Origin of the sequence: Hylemonella sp. W303a, from assembly GCF_046452315.1 — a bacterium.
Classification (GTDB): Bacteria; Pseudomonadota; Gammaproteobacteria; order Burkholderiales; family Burkholderiaceae_C; genus Hylemonella.
The window spans coordinates 1-19,412 of sequence record NZ_JBKFDG010000007.1 but is presented as its reverse complement, the minus strand read 5'-3'; the positions used below and the strand labels follow the sequence as shown (position 1 = coordinate 19,412).

Annotated in this window: 21 protein-coding genes and 1 pseudogene; 14 read left to right on the top strand and 8 right to left on the bottom strand. The window is 62.4% G+C overall.

Translation table 11 applies throughout. The annotated features are described in order from the left end of the window. Window positions 1-2 precede the first annotated feature (2 nt). Complete coding sequence (locus ACLBKS_RS13590) at window positions 3-656, top strand: response regulator (protein ID WP_410193346.1); 654 nt, start codon at window positions 3-5, stop codon at window positions 654-656. 36 nt (window positions 657-692) lie between these two features. Here ACLBKS_RS13590 and ACLBKS_RS13585 read toward each other — a convergent pair whose 3' ends face one another. Further along, on the bottom strand, window positions 693-2,525 hold the full coding sequence (locus ACLBKS_RS13585; protein ID WP_410193345.1) for a hybrid sensor histidine kinase/response regulator: 1,833 nt from the start codon (window positions 2,523-2,525) through the stop codon (window positions 693-695). 158 nt (window positions 2,526-2,683) lie between these two features. Here ACLBKS_RS13585 and ACLBKS_RS13580 point away from each other — a divergent pair, with 158 nt between their 5' ends. Further along, window positions 2,684-3,937 (top strand): HD-GYP domain-containing protein, encoded by a 1,254-nt coding sequence (locus ACLBKS_RS13580; RefSeq protein WP_410193344.1) that lies wholly within the window; start codon window positions 2,684-2,686, stop codon window positions 3,935-3,937. A 34-nt stretch (window positions 3,938-3,971) separates the two neighbouring features. Here ACLBKS_RS13580 and ACLBKS_RS13575 read toward each other — a convergent pair whose 3' ends face one another. Further along, on the bottom strand, window positions 3,972-4,457 hold the full coding sequence (locus ACLBKS_RS13575; RefSeq protein WP_410193343.1) for a glutathione peroxidase: 486 nt from the start codon (window positions 4,455-4,457) through the stop codon (window positions 3,972-3,974). A 112-nt stretch (window positions 4,458-4,569) separates the two neighbouring features. After that, window positions 4,570-5,430: an undecaprenyl-diphosphate phosphatase gene (locus ACLBKS_RS13570; RefSeq protein WP_410193342.1), complete on the bottom strand. Its 861-nt coding sequence runs from the start codon at window positions 5,428-5,430 to the stop codon at window positions 4,570-4,572. Between the two features lie 303 nt (window positions 5,431-5,733). On the opposite strand from ACLBKS_RS13570, the gene ACLBKS_RS13565 reads away from it, so the two are divergent. The 5 genes from ACLBKS_RS13565 to ACLBKS_RS13545 all read left to right on the top strand — a co-directional run bounded on the left by ACLBKS_RS13565 (window position 5,734) and on the right by ACLBKS_RS13545 (window position 11,159). Further along, window positions 5,734-7,605, top strand: a complete 1,872-nt coding sequence (locus ACLBKS_RS13565) for a glutamine--tRNA ligase/YqeY domain fusion protein (RefSeq protein ID WP_410193341.1) — start codon at window positions 5,734-5,736, stop codon at window positions 7,603-7,605. 30 nt (window positions 7,606-7,635) lie between these two features. Continuing rightward, window positions 7,636-8,970, top strand: a complete 1,335-nt coding sequence (locus tag ACLBKS_RS13560; RefSeq protein WP_410193340.1) for a c-type cytochrome — start codon at window positions 7,636-7,638, stop codon at window positions 8,968-8,970. Between the two features lie 194 nt (window positions 8,971-9,164). After that, on the top strand, window positions 9,165-9,413 hold the full coding sequence (locus tag ACLBKS_RS13555) for a hypothetical protein (protein ID WP_410193339.1): 249 nt from the start codon (window positions 9,165-9,167) through the stop codon (window positions 9,411-9,413). A 12-nt stretch (window positions 9,414-9,425) separates the two neighbouring features. Then, on the top strand, window positions 9,426-9,842 hold the full coding sequence (locus ACLBKS_RS13550) for an OsmC family protein (RefSeq protein WP_410193338.1): 417 nt from the start codon (window positions 9,426-9,428) through the stop codon (window positions 9,840-9,842). A gap of 93 nt (window positions 9,843-9,935) precedes the next feature. Next, a complete protein-coding gene (locus ACLBKS_RS13545) occupies window positions 9,936-11,159 on the top strand; it encodes an alpha/beta hydrolase family protein (RefSeq protein WP_410193337.1) in 1,224 nt (407 codons plus the stop codon). Between the two features lie 35 nt (window positions 11,160-11,194). Here the strand turns inward: ACLBKS_RS13545 and ACLBKS_RS13540 are convergent. Further along, a pseudogene (locus tag ACLBKS_RS13540) lies at window positions 11,195-11,398 on the bottom strand (DDE-type integrase/transposase/recombinase); the annotation flags it as partial. 71 nt (window positions 11,399-11,469) lie between these two features. Here ACLBKS_RS13540 and ACLBKS_RS13535 point away from each other — a divergent pair. From ACLBKS_RS13535 to ACLBKS_RS13510, 6 genes are all read left to right on the top strand, one after another. Next, window positions 11,470-12,516: a tetratricopeptide repeat protein gene (locus ACLBKS_RS13535; RefSeq protein WP_410193336.1), complete on the top strand. Its 1,047-nt coding sequence runs from the start codon at window positions 11,470-11,472 to the stop codon at window positions 12,514-12,516. 19 nt (window positions 12,517-12,535) lie between these two features. Beyond that, the gene (locus tag ACLBKS_RS13530) at window positions 12,536-12,859 is read left to right on the top strand and encodes a hypothetical protein (RefSeq protein ID WP_410193335.1); all 324 of its coding nucleotides are present in this window, start codon (window positions 12,536-12,538) and stop codon (window positions 12,857-12,859) included. A 50-nt stretch (window positions 12,860-12,909) separates the two neighbouring features. Further along, window positions 12,910-14,070 carry a GGDEF domain-containing protein gene (locus ACLBKS_RS13525; RefSeq protein WP_410193334.1) on the top strand — a complete coding sequence of 387 codons (1,161 nt, stop codon included), beginning with the start codon at window positions 12,910-12,912 and terminating at the stop codon, window positions 14,068-14,070. Next, window positions 14,051-14,692, top strand: coding sequence for a DUF938 domain-containing protein (locus tag ACLBKS_RS13520; RefSeq protein ID WP_410193570.1), 642 nt, complete (start codon window positions 14,051-14,053; stop codon window positions 14,690-14,692). Before ACLBKS_RS13525 ends, ACLBKS_RS13520 begins: the two co-directional genes overlap by 20 nt. 69 nt (window positions 14,693-14,761) lie before the next feature. Further along, window positions 14,762-15,250 (top strand): YeeE/YedE family protein, encoded by a 489-nt coding sequence (locus ACLBKS_RS13515; RefSeq protein WP_410193333.1) that lies wholly within the window; start codon window positions 14,762-14,764, stop codon window positions 15,248-15,250. Next, complete coding sequence (locus ACLBKS_RS13510; RefSeq protein ID WP_410193332.1) at window positions 15,247-15,678, top strand: DUF6691 family protein; 432 nt, start codon at window positions 15,247-15,249, stop codon at window positions 15,676-15,678. Before ACLBKS_RS13515 ends, ACLBKS_RS13510 begins: the two co-directional genes overlap by 4 nt. A gap of 4 nt (window positions 15,679-15,682) precedes the next feature. On the opposite strand, the gene ACLBKS_RS13505 is transcribed toward ACLBKS_RS13510, so the two are convergent. Continuing rightward, a complete protein-coding gene (locus ACLBKS_RS13505; protein WP_410193331.1) occupies window positions 15,683-16,585 on the bottom strand; it encodes a DUF3014 domain-containing protein in 903 nt (300 codons plus the stop codon). A gap of 171 nt (window positions 16,586-16,756) precedes the next feature. On the opposite strand from ACLBKS_RS13505, the gene ACLBKS_RS13500 reads away from it, so the two are divergent. Continuing rightward, window positions 16,757-17,065, top strand: a complete 309-nt coding sequence (locus tag ACLBKS_RS13500; protein ID WP_410193330.1) for a 2Fe-2S iron-sulfur cluster-binding protein — start codon at window positions 16,757-16,759, stop codon at window positions 17,063-17,065. Between the two features lie 107 nt (window positions 17,066-17,172). On the opposite strand, the gene ACLBKS_RS13495 is transcribed toward ACLBKS_RS13500, so the two are convergent. From ACLBKS_RS13495 to ylqF, 3 genes are all read right to left on the bottom strand, one after another. Then, entirely contained in the window at window positions 17,173-17,379 is a 207-nt protein-coding gene (locus ACLBKS_RS13495; protein WP_410193329.1) for a hypothetical protein, read from the bottom strand. Between the two features lie 69 nt (window positions 17,380-17,448). After that, window positions 17,449-18,363 (bottom strand): DHH family phosphoesterase, encoded by a 915-nt coding sequence (locus ACLBKS_RS13490; RefSeq protein ID WP_410193328.1) that lies wholly within the window; start codon window positions 18,361-18,363, stop codon window positions 17,449-17,451. Further along, entirely contained in the window at window positions 18,357-19,355 is a 999-nt protein-coding gene (ylqF, locus tag ACLBKS_RS13485) for a ribosome biogenesis GTPase YlqF (protein WP_410193327.1), read from the bottom strand. The genes ACLBKS_RS13490 and ylqF overlap by 7 nt, the downstream gene beginning before the upstream one ends. Window positions 19,356-19,412: the final 57 nt, after the last annotated feature.

The window sequence follows — 19,412 nt, the reverse complement described above, 5'->3', positions numbered from 1 at the left end:
GCATGCAAACGCCACAGCGCGTCCTGGTCATCGATGACCATCCCTTGTTTCGCGAGGCGCTGACCCACTTGCTGCGGCACTTGCTGCCCGACGCAGACATCACCGGGGTGGGCGATGTGGAGTCTGGCTTGGCCATGGCGAAGAACCACCCCAGCGCCGTGCGCCTCATCCTGGTCGATCTGCAATTGCCGCGCATCAGCGGACTGGCGGCCATCGGGCTGCTGCGCGAATGGCAGCCAGACACGCCCATCGCCATGGTCTCGGGTTCAGAGCAGCCCTCCGACGCGCGTGCCGCGCTGGCGGCCGGAGCACAGGGCTTCGTGCCCAAGTCCTTGCCACCACCCGACATGCTGAACGCCTTGCGACACGTGCTCGAAGGCGGTGTCTACGCGCCACCGTCGATGGCGGATGCGATCTTGGACACGGCCCCGCAGCCCGGCAACGGGGGAACGGACGAATACGGCTTGACCAAGCGGCAGCATCAGGTGCTGGCTCGACTCTGCCAAGGTCTGTCCAACAAGGAAATTGCCCGTGAGATGAACCTCACACACAACACCGTGAAGACGCACATCTCGGCGATCTTCAAAGCCTTGAACGTGGTGAGCCGCACGCAGGCCGTCGTCGAATCACGCTTGCGCGGGATCGTCAAGGATTGAGTCGGTCCGCCGCTGAATGCGGCGACGCACCCAGGCTCAGGCCTTGTCCAGATGGGCCTGCGCGCCCTGGCGAGCCAACGCTGCGAGCATGCGGCGCAGGGCGCGGGGCGGCACCGGCTTGTGCAGCAAGGGCAGACCGCTGGCGGTGGCTTCCGCCAAGCGGTCCGGGGCCGTGTCCCCCGTGACCAGCAAGGCGGGGATGGGGCTGTTGAACTCTTCCCGCACCTCGTGCACGGCCGTGATGCCACTCGCTCCGCCCTGGAGACGGTAGTCGCACACCAGCAGGTCCGGCGCGCGGGTTTGCGCGTTCAGCTCGGCGATCAAGGCCGCGCTGGTCGGCGCGGCCACCACCTGCGCTCCCCAACTCTGCAGCAAGGCCCGCATGCCCTCGCGCACCTGAATTTCATCGTCGAGCACGGCCACCAGGCGCCCCGTCAGTTGCCCCTCGAGCCGCCGCGTCGCATCGCCCACCGCGTTGGCGGTCACTGCGGGCGCCGCAGTGGCCTGCGGCTCGGCGCGCGGCAGCGAGAAACCGAAGGTCGACCCACGACCAGGCAATGAACGCACATGCACTGGAATCCGCGTCAGATCGGCGATGCGGCGCACGATGGCCAGCCCCAAACCCAGGCCCTGGCGGCGATCGCGCTCGGGATTCCCAATTTGGACGAATTCCTTGAACACCTCGTCCAATTGATCCGGCGCAATTCCGATGCCGGTGTCGACGACCACGATGCGCCAACCACCGTCGCGCCCCTCACGCCCACCGCGCCGCTCGCGGCGGCAAGCGACCAACACGCCACCTTGGCGCGTGTAGCGCAAGGCGTTGGACACCAGGTTGCCCAGCATCTGCCCACACAACACGCGGTCCCCGCGCACCCAGGCGGCGCTGGGATGAACGATCAGACGCAGCCCCTGTGCCTGAGCCGGACCGCTGAAGTTCAGCAACACGTCATCGAGCAGGGCCTGCACGGGGAAGGACGCCCACACCGGCCGCACCACGCCCGCGTCCAGTTTCGAAATATCCAGCAAGGCGTGAAAGAGCGAGTCCATCGCCCCCAACGATTGCTCGACGTTGCGCACCAGCGCCTCGCGGGTCGCGGTTGCGTTGTCCGGGCAGGACTTGAGGGCATCCACGAAGAGCGCCAGGGCGTGCAAGGGTTGGCGCAGGTCGTGGCTGGCCGCGGCCAGGAAGCGAGATTTGTCCGCCGCCGCCGCTTCCGCCACGGCGGTGCGCTGGGCCAACTGCTCGGCCAGCTCGGTCTGCGCCAGGCGCAGCCGTATGGACTCGAGCAGGCGACGGTTCACGCGCAGAGAGAAGACCGCGAAGAAATAGGTGTAGATCAGCAGGGTCAGGCCCGCGACATGGCCGATGTCGCCGCCGATCGCGAACAAGGCAAAAGGCAGCGGAAGCATGCACGGAAGGTAAAAGGCCAGGAAGGCCGGGCGCAGCGTGGCAAACGCCCCGCCCGCGGTGATCGCAAGCATGGCGATCATCACCGTCAGGAACAGTTGCACCTCCATCGCCCCGGTGGGGTTGAGGACCAACGCTCCCACCCCCCAAGCCAGGCCCGACATCAACTGCCCGACGCTGGATCTGCGGCCCCAGCGGGCCATGGCCTCCTCGTCCGGTTGGTCGCGCTGATAAGCCAGCAGCATCAGCAGGCGCACGCCAACCTGGGCGTACATCAACAGCAGCCAAGTCACCCACACCCAGGAGGGTGTGGCAGGCGCCACGATGACGGCGGTGAATGCCGACGCGGCGGCACTGGCGAACAAGGCGATCGGCTGGTTGCGGTAGTGCTCCCGCACGGCCTCTGCGACCACAGCCCCGTCCAGGCATGGGGAAGCGTCGAGATTATTCGCACGCATGTGATCAATTCCCTGCTTTTCGCGGGCGATCATTCTTTTGGGTGATGCCAAACAACAAAGAGACAGGCATAGTTACAAGTGTAACAATAAGAATGGCCAACCTAGGCTACAAAAACCCATCTTTCTGCTCTCTGGCGCCCTGGAATGGCGAGGAATCCATGCTGAAGTGCATCAGTGTCGACCGTCTTGAATTGGGAATGTGGATTGAGGAGTTGCGAGGATCTTGGAGCGACCACCCATTCTGGCGAAACAGCTTCCTGCTCGATCAACGCGAAGACCTGGAACGCATTCTCGCCAGCGAGGTGCGCGAGGTTTGGATCGACACCCGCAAGGGCCTGGATGTGCCAGCGCAAGGGCGGGCAAGCGAGAACAGCCATGCAGGTGCGGAAGACCCGCCGCCCCCTCGGGCCAGCCTCCACCCACCCTCGCGCTCACGGCCCAGCGAACCCATCCACATCGAGTTGCAGCGCGCCGCGCAGATTTGCGCCGAGGCCAAACACACCGTGCTGTCCATGTTCCAAGAGGCACGCATGGGGCACGCCGTCGACACTCGCAACGCCCACCAGCTGGTAGAGCAGATTTCGCAGTCGATCAACCGCAATGCCAGCGCCCTGATCAGCATGGCCCGGCTCAAGACGGCGGATGACTACACCTACATGCATTCGGTGGCGGTCTGCGCTTTGATGATCGCCTTGGCGCGACAGCTCGGGCTGGACGACCGGCAGACGGAAACAGCCGGCATGGCCGGGCTGCTGCATGACGTGGGCAAGGCCAAGATGCCCAAGGAAGTGCTGGACAAGCCGGGTAAGCTGACCGAAGACGAATTCGCCATCATGCGCGGGCACCCGGCCCAGGGCTACGACATCCTGAGCGGCATGCAAAACCTCCCGCCCGAGGCGCTGGACGTCGTGCTGCACCACCACGAAAAAATCAATGGCACCGGCTATCCGCATGGCCTCAAGGGCGAAGAGATCAGCCTGTACGCCAAGATGGGCGCCGTGTGCGACGTGTACGACGCCATCACCTCCAACCGCCCCTACAAGAACGGCTGGGACCCCGCGGAGTCCCTCCACAAGATGGCCGAGTGGGCCGGCGGGCACTTTGACCAGCGCGTGTTCCAGGCCTTCGTCAAGAGCGTGGGAATCTACCCGATCGGCTCACTGCTGCGGCTCAACGCCAGCAGCCCCGGCGCGCCTTCGGGACTGATGCTCGGCATCGTGGTCGACCAGTCGGAGCAGGCGCTGACCAAGCCCATCATCCGTGCCTTCTACTCGGTGGAACGGGACCGGCGCATTCCACCGCAGACCTTCAACCTCGCCAGCGCGGATTGCCCGGTGCGCATCGTGTCGCGCGAGAACCCAGAACAGTGGAACTTCCCCAACCTGGACAAGCTCTGGCTGGAGGCGGCCTGAACACTCCGCACCGCCTCGACCAGACTGGCCAAGTTCAGGACAAGCCGAGCGCGCGGCGCACCTGCGACTCCAGGCGAGCCGGTTTGGTGATCGGGGCAAAGCGCTTGATGGGCTGGCCATCACGGCCGATCAGGAACTTGGTGAAGTTCCACTTCACGCGCCGACCGAACCAACCCGGCAGCTTGGCCGTCAACCACTGAAACAGCGGGTGCGCCTGCGGGCCGTTGACGTCCACCTTGGCAAACATCGGGAAGCTCACGCCGTAGTTGATCTCGCAGGTCTCGGCGATCTCCTTGGCGCCGCCCGGCTCCTGCTGGCCGAACTGGTTGCACGGAAAACCCAGGATGACCAGGCCCTGGTCCTTGTACTGTTTGTAGAGCTGCTCCAGGCCCGCGTACTGGGGGGTGAAGCCGCATTGGCTGGCGGTGTTGACCACCAACACCACCTTGCCTTGATAGTCCCCCAGGGACACGGGCTTACCGCCCAAGGACAGGGCGCTCAGTTGCTGCAGTTCGGACATGGGGATTTCCTCGCGAGGCGTTGAAAAAGTTGACGCAATCAAATTGCGCGCAATATTTTAGCCGAGAAAAAGGCCTGGTCGATTCCAGGCCTTTGCGTGCCGCGCAGGCCCCTCAAGCCGCGCGCCACTCCACCACACCGCTCCAGGCCGTGCCCAGCACGATCAGGCCGAAAACGATGCGGTACCAGGCGAAGCCCACGAAGCTGTGGGTGGCGATGAAGCGCAGCAGCCACCGCACGCAGAGCCAGGCACTGATGAAAGAGAACAACAAGCCCACGCCGAACATCGGCACGTCCGCCAAGCTCAGCAGGGCACGCTCCTTGTAGAGGCTGTAGGCCCCCGCGCCAATGAGCGTGGGCATGGCGAGGTAGAAAGAAAAATCGGTCGCGGCCTTGCGAGACAGGCCCAGCAACATGCCGCCGATGATGGTGGCGCCGCTGCGGCTGGTGCCCGGCACCATGGCCAGGCACTGCACGAGGCCAACCTTGAGCGCGTCCTGCCAGCGCATGTCGTCCACGTCTTGCACCAAGGGCGCGCGGGTGCCCTGCGTCAGCGGCAAGGCGGCGAGGCGGGCTTGGCGCCGCTCAGCCCAGAGAATGACGAAGCCTCCCAGGATGAACGTGGTGGCCACCACCTCGGGCGTGAACAGGTGCGCCTGAATGGCCTTGCCTGCCAGCAGGCCCAGCAACACGGCGGGGAAGAAGGCGATCAGCACATTGAGCGCGAAGCGCCTTGCTCGCGCCTGCGTGGGCAGCTCGACCAACGTGGCGCGGATCTTCTGCCAATAGACCAGGATCACCGCGAAGATCGCCCCGGTCTGGATGGCGATGTCGAACACCTTAGCCTTCTCGTCGTGAAAGCCCAAGAGGCTGCCCGCCAAGATCAAGTGCCCCGTGCTGGAGATGGGAAGGAATTCGGTCAGGCCCTCAACGACGCCCATCAGGGCGGCCTTCAACAAAAGTAGTGCATCCACGCGCGCAATCTGCCCAAAAAGAAGCCTCACCAGAAAAAACGGCGCTTGGGTAAGCGCCGTCAAAGACCGCGCCCGCCCCCTTGGCGAGGCTGGCGCGGTTTGTCGCGGGGGAGGTCCGCGACGCGGCGCAGCATACCAGCCTTGCCCCCGCGATACAAATGCCGCTGACCTTGCCTAGGCAGGGCCGTCCCTGTGTGACGGCCGCGTCATAAAATCCTGCGGATTGCCGCGCCCCGCGCGGAACCACGCGGTTTTGGCCGTCTACTCTCGCCCGTCTACTCTCGTCGTTTCTTCCCTGCCCCAATGAGCGCCCCACACAACAACGCAGCCTCCCAGCCGGAACCGTCCAAGAACGACGTCGCCAAGACCAGTCCGTCCCCCCAGGCCCCCAGCAACTTCCTGCGCCAGATCATTGAAAACGACCTGAAGGCGGGCACCTATGCCGCGCGCCGCTGGGCCGGTCAACCCGGTGACGCAGCCACGCAGCAGGCGGGGCAGCCCGACCCGGCGAAGATCCGCACCCGCTTCCCGCCCGAACCCAACGGCTACCTGCACGTGGGCCACGCCAAAAGCATCTGCCTGAACTTCGGCCTGGCGCGCGACTACGGCGGCATCTGCCACCTGCGCTTCGACGACACCAACCCCGAGAAGGAAGAACAGGAATACGTCGACAGCATCAGCGACGCCGTGCAATGGCTGGGCTTTGACTGGAACGCGACGTACAACGGTGTGAACGTGGAACACCGCTACTACGCCAGCAACTACTTCGACTTCATGTACCGCGCGGCCGAGCACCTGATCGAGACCGGCAAGGCCTACGTGGACGAGCAGACGCCCGAGCAAATGCGCGCCAACCGCGGCGACTTCACCACGCCCGGCAAGGACAGCCCCTTCCGCAGCCGCACGCCCGCAGAGAACCTGGCGCGCTTTCGCGAAATGCGCGACGGCAAGCTGCCCGATGGCGCGGCGGTGCTGCGCGCCAAGATCGACATGGCCTCGCCCAACATCAACCTGCGCGACCCGGCCATCTACCGCATCAAGCACGCCGAGCACCACAACACCGGCAACACCTGGTGCATCTACCCGATGTACACCTTCGCGCACCCCATCGAGGACGCGCTGGAAAACATCACCCACAGCATCTGCACGCTGGAGTTCGAAGACCAACGCCCCTTCTACGACTGGCTGCTGGACCGCCTGCGCGAAGGTGGCCTGATCAACAGCCCCCAGCCCCGCCAATACGAATTCGCGCGGCTCAACCTGACCTACGTCATCACCAGCAAGCGCAAGCTGGCGCAACTGGTGAACGAAGGCCATGTGACCGGCTGGGACGACCCGCGCATGCCCACCATCGTCGGCCTGCGCCGCCGTGGTTACACGCCCGACAGCATCCAGCTCTTCGCCGAACGCATCGGCGTGACGAAGGACTATTCCTGGATCGACTACGGCACGCTGGATGCCTGCCTGCGCGAAGACTTGGACCCGAAGGCCGCACGTGCCATGGTCGTTCTGGACCCGGTGAAGCTGGTCATCACGAACTGGGATGAGGTCATGGGTGTACCGGAAGACAGCAGTCAAGCTGCTGTGGGCAAGCTCGACGACTGCCACGCCCCCGTCCACCCGCACCACCCCGAGCGCGGCCAGCGCCAGTTCAAGTTCGGCAAGGAACTCTGGATCGAGCGCGGTGACTACGAAGAAACGCCGCCCAAGGGCTTCTTCCGTTTGTTCCCCGGCAACAAAGTGCGCCTGAAGTACGGCCACGTCATCGAGTGCAAGGGCGCGGTCAAGGATGCGAGCGGCCAAGTCACCGAAGTGCACGCCGAACTCATCCCCGACACCAAGAGTGGCACACCGGGCGCCGATGCCATCAAGGTCAAGGGCGTCATCACCTGGGTCGGCGTGAACGACGGCATCGCCGCCGAAGTGCGCCTCTACGACCGCCTGTTCACCGACCCGCAACCCGACGCGGGCGGCAAGGACTTCCTCGCCAGCCTCAACCCCGACAGCCTCAAGACCGTCACCGCTTATGTGGAGCCCTCATTGGCCAGCGCGAAACCGGACGAGAAGTTCCAGTTTGAGCGGCATGGCTACTTCGTGGCGGATCGCAAGGACCACGGGGCGGGTAAGCCGGTGTTCAATAGAGTCACCGGGCTCAAGGATTCTTGGAACAAGTAAGGCTCATAAAACCCAAAAGGAGGAATGTCTGTGAGGCGATTCTGGGGGTACGCCGCGGCAACACTTGCGGCCTTGGTGATGGGTTGTGGAGGTGGTAGCGATGGCAACACAGGGAGCGGCGACGGCAGTAATTCCACTACTCCGCAGAGCCCTGAACTCGATGCCCGGCTGTACAACGGCCACTATGTCAGCGAATGTTCAGCTGTACCTGACGGCAGCAATTACGAAACCGGTAGTCCGCTTTACGCGAAGTTGGTTTTCACAGTGGCTCTGCAAACTGAAAGTAGCGTCGCGAGTTTGAGCGGCCGCTTTGACTTCTACGACGACAATGCCTGCACAGGTACCGCTCTGGGGGCTGTCTCTTACAACGTTGGCAGTAGCCACCTCTACCTTGTATCGGAAAAATCCATTGCGGGAGGCGCTGCGCACAAGGTCATCTTAGAGTTAATGACTTCCGGTAACGTCAGCTACAGTGCCGGTCCGACCTCGGACACAGTCCTGTTAGGCAGTGTGCTCCGTTTGAAAATTCCGCGAATTCTGGCCACTGGGTTCTATACAAGCGACCTTTGGCGTCTCAAGGATGACAACCTCTATGACGGCGACGAGACTGCCTATGACAATGAAGGTTTCCCCGTGAGCCTATCATCCACGGTATGGGCCAAACGGGTACCGTCGCTGCCATCAGCACCGGAAGAACCTTGTGTTGGTGCCACGGCATTAGGTTGGAGCTCCACGTCCAATTTTTGCCACTCGTCCACTGTACCTACCGCGTCGGGACGCAGCATCGCTCTGACGTACTCTTTCGGCGGTATTAGTGGTGCAACAACAGCCATCTGCCAAAACGGTTCCTGGTCCGTGCAGGCAGGAGGCACATGCAGCACCTCTTACGTCCCGGTCACTTGCCCAGCACAGACGATCAATTGGACCTCCGGAGCCAACACTTGCTCAGGGTCGGTTTCTCTGACGGGCGCTGGAAATACAGTGTCCGTCACCAACACCACTCCGGGCCTGCAAGGAGGACAAATCATGAATTGCCAGAGCAACGGTACTTGGGCTCCTATTGTCGCCGGTATCTGCAACACGCCGCCGCCGCCCATCACTGACCCCATGCAGCTTGCACAGGCCAAGAACTGCCTTGCCTGCCACGCGGTGACTGGCACTGGTTACAGCGTCGGTTTTCCATCTTTCGAACGCATAGCCGAGCGCTATCGGAATAGTCCTCCCGCCCCCGGTGTACTGGAAAGTCGAGTAAAAAGCGGTAGCAATTCAGGTGTCTATGGTTCTTTTCCCATGCCTGCGAACCCGCAAGCCAGTGATTCTGATCTAGCCATTCTGATTCCATGGATCCTGTCACAACCGCAATGAGCTAGATATTCAATGACATGTTTGCTACACACACGGTCATTGATTTATAGCCTCGAACTATCGATAAGTATGCTGTTAGCTATATAGGTCAATATCTGAACTTGCTTTGGCCGTGCTCGAACGGTGGAAAGCTTCTGGATCGCGGAAGCAACCCGTCTTCAGCTAAGCTGGCACCCTACACAAGGGCCAGCATCATGAAACAACTCCGCGTCACCATCCAGCTCGAACTCGCCGTCCCGGACGACTGGGAGATCGTGCCCACCTCGGAGGGCACGCAGGTGCTCAAGCTGCCGGACGGCCAGTACCTGGACCTGGCCGTGGAGCCGCTGTTTGCCAGCGACCCGGAAGACATCTGGCGCAGCACCGAGGACGAAGAGGTGCTGGACAACTTCCTGGAGATGGTGGAGAACGAGGACGTGCGCTACAGCTTCGTGCAGCACTGAACGGCGCCGGCCATGAGCGCGCCCACCGCCAAGATGAGCTTCCACGTCGAAACCCGGCGCGTGGACGCCCACCTCAGCCGCGCCGTCTGCAAGAACGCCGAGATCGCGCTGGACACGGACCTGGCCGGCAACCCCCAGGCCTTCAACCCGGCCGAGCTGTTGCTGGCCGCGCTGACGGCCTGCATGGTCAAGGGCATCGAGCGCGTGACGCCGATGCTGAAGTTCCAGCTGCGTGGCGTGGAGGTGGTGGACGGCGTGCGCCAGGACGTGCCGCCCAGGCTGGAGCGCATCCGCTACGAGATCATCGTGGACACGGACGAGAGCGACCAGCGCCTGGCCCTGCTGCACGAGAACGTGAAGAAGTACGGCACGGTGTTCAACACCATCGCCCCAGGCACGGACCTGGCGGGCACGCTGCGCCGCCCATAATCAGCAATCTGTCCCGCATATCTGGATTCGATTCTGGATATGAGAACTTAACCAAGTTCCAACAGGGTCAAGGTAGCGATCACGAGCGTGGGGATGAACATGAACAGATGGGTCGCGGTCTTTTTGGTGGTGTTGGTGGCCATCGGAGTTGCTCTGTGGGTGACTTTTTTTCCCACGCCACATTTCCCGCAGCCGACCGGTCCTCACCCCATCGGCACCAAGGTCTTCCAGTGGACGGATGTGACAAGACCCGAGCCGTTCACAGCCGATTCCGAAGATCGACGCCGCTTGACGATCCAGGTCTGGTATCCAGCAAACACACCAGGAACGCTACAGCCATATATCGATCAACCAGCTATTACGGCTGCTCTTGCTGAGCGGCTGCACCTGCCCGCGTTCGTGTTCAGGAACATCCAGAACGCACCGACCCATGCCGTCACCGATGCGCAACCGGCCCAGGGGCGCTTTCCGGTCCTGATCAATCCGACCGGCTTCAGCGGCTTTCGCAACGCCAACCTGTTCTGGATCGAACACCTGGTGTCCCACGGCTATGTCGTGGTGGGAATGGATCAACCTGGTACCGCAGCGGCAACGGTGTTGGAAAACGGGGCGGTGATCCCTCTGATGGCGAGCAAGGCCGACTTTGACCGCTACATGCCGATGTCGCTCTCAGACAACGGGGCAGCCTCGCCAAGCTTGAACGGGGTCAATTTGCCGGGAGGCATCATTCCCTACCTTGCCCAGGACATGAGCTTCGTGCTCGATCAGATTGGATTGAATTTTCCCAGTACTGTCGATCCGAATCGGGCGGGCATATTCGGGATGTCACTCGGTGGCTACATTGCTGCGCATTCCTGCCTTGTGGACGAGCGGTTCCGCGCCTGCCTCGCCGTTGACTCTGGACATACCCGCGATGTGGTGAAGCAAGGTTTGACGCAGCCCCTGGCGATCATTTCTCGTGACGCGGACGTGATGCGGCGCGAGCGTGAGGCCGCTGGAGGCTGGAGCGAAGCTGAAATTGCACATACGGTCGACAGTCAGCGCGCGCTGTTTTCCAACAATCGGGGCGATGCCTTCTACCTGTCCATGAACCAGATGTTTCACATCAACTGGACAGATGCGCCGATCTGGACACCCATCATCGGCTGGTTTGGCTTGAGTGGGCCGGTTGATCCCTATCGGGGATTCGCCGAAACCAATGCCTTCACTCTCGCTTTCTTTGATCGATACCTGAGACCAGACCCGTCCATCACACTCTCCGCTCCAGACGGCAGTCTGCTTGAAACGAAGATCGCGGGCTCGGCACGTTCTCAGTAGATGAAGCGCTCGATGTAGCAATTCTGCATAGGTCATCTCGGCTGGATCAGGATGTGGCGAATGCCATGCGCCTGCGCCCGGGCTAGGAACGGTCGACTTGTGAACTCAGGGCCGTTGTCGGTGCGCGCAGCCAGCGGGTAACCGCGAAATAGGGCCGCCCGATCCAGAACGCGGGTGACGTACTGGCCTGAGATGCCGAAGTCCACGGCGATCTCAACGCTCTCATGGCTGAAATCGTCGGAAAATAGCTCGGGCCGACGCGCGGCACGCGCCCCTGCCCCTTACCCTCAGCAACAATGGGAGCACAACCATGATGAAACTGACCGCGGCCCTCTGCCTGTGCCTGGCCGCCACGATGAGCCAGGCCCAGGACGACAACAAGCCCGACTGCCGGCATCAGGTGGTGGACAAGAACATCGTGTCCCTCTGCCATCGACCGGCGGGGCTGTTCCAGCACTACCATTTCTCGCTGAGCCTGAACGATCAGCTCATCTTCGTGCTGGTGGATGACTATGTCGAGAAGGTCGAACTGGAACACATCATCCCCGAAGGCCCGGCCCTGGAGTTCCCGCTGTCGAAGCAGCCTGGGCTGAAACGCGTCAAGATTTCCGGCGGGTGCGTGCCCATCTCGGAGCAGAAGACCGAGGTCGGCAGGAAATGCGATTTTTCCTGGGGCAAGCTGCAGGCGATCCGCAACGTGTGGTTTGATTTTCCGGACAAGAACGATCCCATCTACCAGCAATGCATGGCCGGCCAGGCCGCCGTGTCCAACGGCAAGCACGCGGACAGCCTGCCCTTGCTGGAAGCATGCGTCAAAGGCTCGGCCAAGAACGATCAACAGCGTCGCCAGGCGTTCATCTACCGTGCCTGGGCCCATTACTCGCTGGAGAACTTCCCGGCAGCCCTGAAAGACCAGCAGGCCGCCTTTGCCATCTCCCCTGCCCAAGGCTATGGCGACCTCGTCAACATGGCCCTCTACCTCAGGGAGATGAAGCAGTATCAGGAGGCGTTGACCACGCTGGCCCAGGCGGAGGTGTTCGACAAGCAGGCCCGTCGCATAAGCATGAACACGCAATACCCCATCGGCTGGAATCTGCAGCTGATGGGCCGCAACGAAGAGGCCGTGAAGGTGCTGACGGATGCGATACCGGCACAGCCCAATTTCCCCTTCACCTACTACCTGCGCGGATTGGCCTACGAAGGCCTGGCCAATCGGGAAGCGGCCAAGGCGGATTTTGAGAAGTTCAAGGAGCTGCTGGACGCATTCCAGGGCACCAACATGAGCAGTCGACTGGTGCAAGCCGCCATCAAGAAATTGCAGGAATACGGCATCCCCGTCAACGAGGCCAAGAACTGAGGCACGTGCGGATCTTGCGATGGGCCGCCCCCACTACCACGTCTACGTCATCGAACTGTCGAAGGACGTGCTGCTGGAGCCGCGCTTTCGCAAGAACAACCCGGACTATGTGGAAGGCCAGCCCTGCGTCTACGTCGGCATGACGGGGCTGGACCCGGACGTGCGTTTCGACAAGCACAAGGCCGGCATCCAGGCCAACAGCTACGTGACGAAGTACGGCCTGCGCCTGCTGCCCGATCTGTACGAGGGCTTCAACCCCATGCGCTACGAAGACGCGCAGGCGCGCGAGGTGGAAATCGGCATTGATCTGCGCTCAGCGGGTTTCGGGGTCTGGCAAGCCTGAGAATTGGCACGGATTAGACTGCTTCGGCGTCCTCTCTTACCCTCGCAGGCATGCTGCTCGATCCCGTCACGCTCATCTTCATGAATGTCGCCAACTTGCTGGTGATGGGCGTTGCATTGCCAGTCATCATGGGGCAGGGGCTGAGCAAGGCGGCGGCCTGGGGTCGGCGGGCGCTGATCCTGAATGCCTTGGCATGGCTCTGCATGCTGATCTCGACGGTGTGGGGTAGCGTGCCGCCAGATTTCTTGCTCTCTGTCCTGGCGATGGTCTTGATCAGCTACAGCCAGTGGGCACTCTATCGCGCCCTGGAAAATTGGCTCGGGCGTCGGCCCCTAAGGCGGTCGCTGCGGGTGATGGTCTGGCTGATGCCCATCGGCTACGCGCTGAGTTTTTCGAGCTACGCAGCGCGGGTCAGCTTTGCAAATTTGCTGTTGGCCGCGCAGATGCTCATCGTGGCCCGTGCCTGCCTGTACCCGACAGACAGCGACTTCGGTCGTGCGTCCTGGCGCTACCCCCTGTTTGGCTGCTTGGTGGTGATGGCCGGGTTCACCGCAACCCGCGGCATCCTGGCCGGCTGGTTCACCGCGCTGTATCCCTATTTCCGTGCGCCCACGCCGGTGAACATCGCCGCCTTGGTCGGGGCCAATATTGCCCAGGTGCTCGGCACCCTGACCATTCTGGGAGCCTGGCGCGAAGAGGCCGAGCAGCAGTTGCACCGCTTGGCCATCACGGACCCGCTGACCGGTCTGCTGAACCGCAATGGCTGGGCCTCCCGGACGGCGGGCGTGCTGCGACGGGCGCAGCGAGACAACATGCCGCTGTCACTGCTCGTGCTGGACCTGGACCATTTCAAGCAGATCAACGACGTGCAAGGTCACGAAGCGGGGGACGAAGTGCTGCGCCGATTCGCGCAGGCGCTGCGCCATTGCCTGCGCTCGGGCGATGTGTGCGCCCGCATGGGTGGGGAGGAATTCTGGGTGCTGCTCAACAATGCCGACACCGCCGCAGCGCGTGCCTTTGACCAGCGTCTGCGCGCGGAGTTAACACGGCAAGAGACCATGCCCGTTGCCGTGGGCTACAGCGCTGGCCACACGCTCCACCGCGACGACGACACCACGCTGGAGCGGTCACTGGCGCGGGCCGACGCGGCGCTGTACCGCGCGAAGGACGCAGGACGGGGTCAAATGGTGACTGACAGTGCCGCCTCTTAACAGCGCCGCCCGCAGCGCCCTCAGCGCGGCAGCCGAACGCAACAAGCACCCCATCCTGGACACGCTGCGCGGCTTGCTGCCCGCACACGGCCGTGCGCTGGAAATCGCCAGCGGCACCGGCCAACATGTGGCCTGGTTTGCTCAGCATCTGCCCGGCTGGACCTGGCTACCCACGGACCTGCGGGACACGCATTTCGCCGAGCTGATAGCGCATGTCCAGGCAGGCTTGCCCGAGGACCTGCAAGAGCGTGTGGAGGCACCGCGCCTGCTGGACGTGCGACAAGAATCGTGGCCCCTGGAGCGCGCGCACTTTGACCTGATCTATTGCGCCAACCTGTTGCACATCGCGCCCTGGGCCTGTTGCGGGGCGCTGATGCGAGGCGCCGCCCAGCACCTCGCACCGAGTGGGCAGCTGGTGATTTACGGTCCCTACCTGGAGGACGACGTGCCCACCGCCGACAGCAACTTGACCTTCGACGCCACCCTGCGCGCGCGCAACCCCGATTGGGGCTTGCGTCGCCGCGAGGCGGTGGAACAGGAGGCCCAAGACGCCGGGCTGCAGCTGGTGGCCCGACACGCACTGCCCGCCAACAATTTGCTGCTGGTGTGGCAAGCCACATAGCAAGCCAGATAATCCGGTCGAGAAACCTCACCCTGATCAGCCGACCTCTCCAGTTCGACACAGACACACATGAGTACCCCCCTTCTGAACACGCTCTTTCCCACGGGTTGGGAGCACTACCTGGCCGGTGGCCTGCTGGTCGGCGCGGGCACGGCGCTGCTGTTCGTCTGCACGGGCCGCATTGGCGGCATGAGTTCGGTGTTTTCCAGCACTTGGTCTTGGCTGGTGCGCCGCCCCTACTTCCAGGCCGCGCGCTATGTCGAGACGCGCGGCTGGCGCCTAGTGTACGCGGCGGGGCTGATCGTGGGCGCCCTGGCCTGGTGGCTGGGCTTCAGCGACGGCACTGCGCTGAGCACGCGCGTACCAGCCTGGCAGCTGCTGTTGGGCGGATTTTTTGTCGGCTATGGCGCGCGGCTGTCGAACGGTTGCACGTCAGGGCATGGCATCTGCGGCCTGGGCTCGCTGCAACTGTCTTCCCTGGGTGCGGTGCTGACCTTCATGGCCACGGCTTTCCTCACGGCCAATGCGGTCGCCTACCTGTCAGCGAGATTCGCATGAACACAGCCAACTTCAAACATCCGCTCGCCGCACCGCTGGCCACCCTGGCTGCGGGTGCGCTGTTTGGTTTCGGCCTGTCGCTTTCTGGCATGGTGAGGCCAGAGGTGGTGCTGAGTTTCCTGCGCCTGCAGGACTGGGGCTTGATGCTGGTGATGGGCGGCGCGGTGCTGGTCGTGCTGCTGGCCTACCAGGGCGCGCCGCGCTGGCTGGCGCGCCCCCTACTCGGCGGAACGTTTGGCCAACACCCCAGCGTTTGGAACCGCGACACCTGGCTAGGCGCCGCTTTGTTCGGGCTGGGTTGGGGACTGTGTGGTGTGTGCCCAGGCCCGGCGATCGCAGGGCTCGGAACCGGCAACTTGGACTTGCTCTGGGCCCTGACCGGCATCGCGCTGGGAGCGCTGGCCCAGGGGCTGCGGGCGAAGGGCTGAGTCCTTACTGCTTGGCAGCGGCCGGCATGGCGGCCTTGGTCAGCAGGTTGCGGTACTCAACCAGCTTGGCGCGCAGACGGCGGTGGTTGGTGGGGCCGGTGCGCAACAGAATCTTCTGGCCTGCCGAGAGAGATTCAAGCTTCTCGTCAACGAACTCGTACCGTGTCCAGGGGCGCTCCGACTGGTAGGGTCCTTTCACGTTCACCAGCGCGACGTGCAGGGGCTCCTCGACGATGGGTGTGGCGAGCAGTTGGTCAATGACCGCGATCAGCCGGTCATTGAAGTACCCCTGGGGATAGCCCATCTCGACATAAGCCTGCTGGAACAGCGGGTAGAGGCTCACGTAAAGCTGCACCACTTGGCGCGGATTGACGGTCTCGATGAACTGCACGAGGGCGCTGTAGCGCTGGCCGTTGTCGGGATTGATGATCTCGCCGTCGGAGCGGGGCAAGGTGGAGAAACGCCCGGGCGAGGGATGCACTGGCCACATCATGGGCGGCGCATGGTCACGGCCAAGGTTGTCCACGGTGCTCACGACGCGGCGCACGAAGTTATCCAGGAGGAAGAACTGTTCAACCTTCTTGCGGCCCAGCAGCGTGCCCAGGTCTTCCTTGAGACGCGGATCAGACTCTTCCAGCGTCGGCAGGGAGCGAACCTTGGCGACGGCAGACTCTGGCTGATTCTGTTCAATGGCCTGGACGGGATGACGGATGGGAGGCGCAGGCGTCACCGGAGTCAAGGCCGGGCTTTTGGACGCCTGGGGCGCGGACCCAACGAATGTGGGATTGGATGCGTCCTGCACGGGAGTAGAGGGAGCATCTTCGGTACGAGGGCGGAAGTACCAAGCAGCCGCGGCGACGATGGCGACGACAACGATGGAAACGACACCAAAACGGCTGATCTTCATGAGTCTTCTACGGAAAAGCGTGTAGGCGAAACTATTGGAGTGGCATGCTAGCACCACCGTTGACTTCATAGGGCGCAAAAGGGCAAGCAGAGCCTACAATTCCACGCTTTTGAGCGGCGGATCCACGCGCTGAATTGGCAACGATTTCCCCTCAATCCCGCGTTCGAGCACATGGAAGACGCTCCCAACCTTCAGCGCCACCAGGGTTCCTGCCAGGATGCCTTCACCCCGCAAGAGCGTCAGCCATTCGAGGCCTGGAGCAACCGGACTCTGCTGCAATCGATGGAGACGGCGGGCATCCCATGGCCCAGTTCCTGCCGCAACGGCACCTGCCGCACTTGTGTCGGACGCTTGCTCAGCGGCCGCGTACGCTATGACATTGAGTGGCCAGGCCTGAGCAGGGAAGAAAAGGAAGAGGGTTATGTGCTGCCTTGTGCAGCCTACCCCTGCTCGGACGTGATCCTGCAAGAGGGTTACTGATCTGCCGACGAGGTCGTCGAGAAACCTGGGGTTTTCCAAAAGCCGCCATGAAAAACGGCTGGCATTCAGCCAGCCGTATCAACGCGATGCGTCGGATATCGATTTGCTCAGGCGTAGGCGTTCAGCCGAGTGCCGAGCGTGCCCGAGGAGGCCAGCGGCTGCGACCCCATCTGAGGCACCGAGGACAGCAAGGTGCCCACGGTTTGCTCGACGATGTCTTCCGACTTTTTCTTGGTGTAGACCTGGGCCTGCCAAGCCACTTGCCCTGAGGAAAGTGCGGCCTGCTCGGCCCCGGTATTGGCGCTGATGTCCATGGTGGGTCTCCTTGAAACGGTTTTTCCATTTTAAGCGGCCATCAACCCCTGGGCTGTAACCGACCTGTTTCAGGGGTTAAATACCCCCGTAAGCAGTTCCGGCAGCCGTTCGGCTCTCATCCGAAAGCCACAGGCTTGGGCATGGCCGCCGCCGCCCATGCTTTCTGCCAGTGGAATGCAATCAAATTCTTTTTGGGACCGCAGACCCACTTTCACGACGCCGCCTTTGCCAGCCGACCACAACAGGGCGTAAGTACCGCTTTGACGGGACAGGATGTCACCCAGCAGGCTGTGAAAGGCACCTGGGGCGTTGAGCATCAAGCCCGCATGACCGTTGAAGACAATCGGCTCAGCATTCATGGCCATGTCCTGCGCCAGCTTACGGAACTTCTCGTCCATCGCTTGGCCTCGGGACATGAATTCTCGGAGCTGGGCATCGTCATAACGTGAAATTTCCGCCCAACGGTCGAACTCCATCGGTTCCATGTCCAGGGCGGCCAGAAAGGCCGCGCTTTCAGGATAGGCCCAGTTCCAGAGGTCCCTGTCTTCGATATAGCGAACCAGTGCTGGAGCCGAGCGATCCGATTGGAAGTAGTCCCAGGCCAGACGTGCTCCCGACCGCTGCATATCGAAGTGCACAGCGCCGCACCTGCAGGCGAAGCCCGTCAGTTTCTCGGCAGCACTTTTGTGATGATCCAAGAGCACCAACTTGGCGGCCCGGCGTTCAATATCGCCCAGAAGATCTGGTGCAAACGAAAAATCGAGGATGTAGACAGCGCGCCCTTCGAGCGCGGGCAAGTCGTCAACGGTGCGCACGTCGCCATGGTCGCAAGCGCGGAACTCTGCCTGTCCTTGATAAAACAGCCAAGCTGCCAGCGCCGCGCCGAATCCATCCGGGCAACGCGCGTGGTAAATGACCAGAGGATTCGGGTCTAGGCGGTCAGGCGCGATCTGGAGTTGTTGGGGTAGGAGCAGCTTCACCACGCGGATCTTTTCGGAAGAGGTTTCTTGGATGGCGCTTTTCTAGTTGAGGGGCGCGCACGGATATGCCCCTCCTCGGCCAGCGCCTCCTTGCGTAACTGGCGCTCAGCGTCAAGTTTCTTGCCCTCGGCCAGCCAACGAGCAAATTCCGAAGGGGTTTCGAGGGTGATGCGACCAAGAGCACCGGACCGGAAATCATGCAGCAGCAACTCAGCAGCTTTCTGCAAGTTGATCTTGCCGCCGGACATCAATGCTCCACGAGAACGGCCGATGGTCTCCAGCAAGACATCGCTTTCCAACGCGTGTCCCCGTTCATCGTCGAGACCGGCCTTCAAACCATAACGAGTCGCCAGTAGTTGAGCATAGGCAAGCTTCAAATAGTCCAAGAGTTCAAGCGCGACCTCTTCGTCATCGAAGGCATTGCGCCCTACGGCACCGCTGGCGGCCAGACGATAGCCACTCTGAGCGACGATGATGCGAGGCCACAGCACCCCAGGCGTATCGAACAGATAGAAGCCATCCTCGAGAACGTAGCGTTGTTCCTTGCGCGTCACCCCAGCCTCATCGGCGGCCTTGGCGGCGCTCTTGCCAATCATTCGGTTAATGAGCGTGGATTTGCCAACATTTGGGATGCCGCAAATCAACACGCGCAAGGGCTTGGAAAGACTGCCGCGACCTGGGGCCAACTCTTGGCACGGCGCGATCAAGCGTCGTGCGGCTTGGCCATCGGTCGTATCCAAGGCGATGGCCCGCATGCCCTCTCGCGCGTTGTAATGGGCAAGCCACTCCGCCGTACGCTCCGGATCAGCGAGATCTTGTTTGTTCAGTACCGTCAAGCGAGGTCGCTTGGCCGTCAACTGGGCCAACAGCGGATTGGCACTGGAAGCTGGCAAGCGTGCATCCACCATCTCGATGACCACATCCACCTGCTTGATGCGGTCTTCGATGGCTTGGCGGGTCAGGTGCATGTGCCCTGGGAACCACTGAACTGCCATGGTAGATTGAGCGAAACCTTAAGAGAAACTTTGGAGGAAGCTAGGGCGAGCGACGCC

Coding starts and splice junctions, on each gene's coding strand:
- ACLBKS_RS13590 (WP_410193346.1), top strand. CDS start 3: ATGCAAACGCCACAGCGCGTCCTGGTCATCGATGACCATCCCTTGTTT.
- ACLBKS_RS13585 (WP_410193345.1), bottom strand. CDS start 2,525: ATGCGTGCGAATAATCTCGACGCTTCCCCATGCCTGGACGGGGCTGTG.
- ACLBKS_RS13580 (WP_410193344.1), top strand. CDS start 2,684: ATGCTGAAGTGCATCAGTGTCGACCGTCTTGAATTGGGAATGTGGATT.
- ACLBKS_RS13575 (WP_410193343.1), bottom strand. CDS start 4,457: ATGTCCGAACTGCAGCAACTGAGCGCCCTGTCCTTGGGCGGTAAGCCC.
- ACLBKS_RS13565 (WP_410193341.1), top strand. CDS start 5,734: ATGAGCGCCCCACACAACAACGCAGCCTCCCAGCCGGAACCGTCCAAG.
- ACLBKS_RS13555 (WP_410193339.1), top strand. CDS start 9,165: ATGAAACAACTCCGCGTCACCATCCAGCTCGAACTCGCCGTCCCGGAC.
- ACLBKS_RS13550 (WP_410193338.1), top strand. CDS start 9,426: ATGAGCGCGCCCACCGCCAAGATGAGCTTCCACGTCGAAACCCGGCGC.
- ACLBKS_RS13545 (WP_410193337.1), top strand. CDS start 9,936: ATGAACATGAACAGATGGGTCGCGGTCTTTTTGGTGGTGTTGGTGGCC.
- ACLBKS_RS13535 (WP_410193336.1), top strand. CDS start 11,470: ATGATGAAACTGACCGCGGCCCTCTGCCTGTGCCTGGCCGCCACGATG.
- ACLBKS_RS13530 (WP_410193335.1), top strand. CDS start 12,536: ATGGGCCGCCCCCACTACCACGTCTACGTCATCGAACTGTCGAAGGAC.
- ACLBKS_RS13525 (WP_410193334.1), top strand. CDS start 12,910: ATGCTGCTCGATCCCGTCACGCTCATCTTCATGAATGTCGCCAACTTG.
- ACLBKS_RS13515 (WP_410193333.1), top strand. CDS start 14,762: ATGAGTACCCCCCTTCTGAACACGCTCTTTCCCACGGGTTGGGAGCAC.
- ACLBKS_RS13510 (WP_410193332.1), top strand. CDS start 15,247: ATGAACACAGCCAACTTCAAACATCCGCTCGCCGCACCGCTGGCCACC.
- ACLBKS_RS13505 (WP_410193331.1), bottom strand. CDS start 16,585: ATGAAGATCAGCCGTTTTGGTGTCGTTTCCATCGTTGTCGTCGCCATC.
- ACLBKS_RS13500 (WP_410193330.1), top strand. CDS start 16,757: ATGGAAGACGCTCCCAACCTTCAGCGCCACCAGGGTTCCTGCCAGGAT.
- ACLBKS_RS13495 (WP_410193329.1), bottom strand. CDS start 17,379: ATGGACATCAGCGCCAATACCGGGGCCGAGCAGGCCGCACTTTCCTCA.
- ylqF (WP_410193327.1), bottom strand. CDS start 19,355: ATGGCAGTTCAGTGGTTCCCAGGGCACATGCACCTGACCCGCCAAGCC.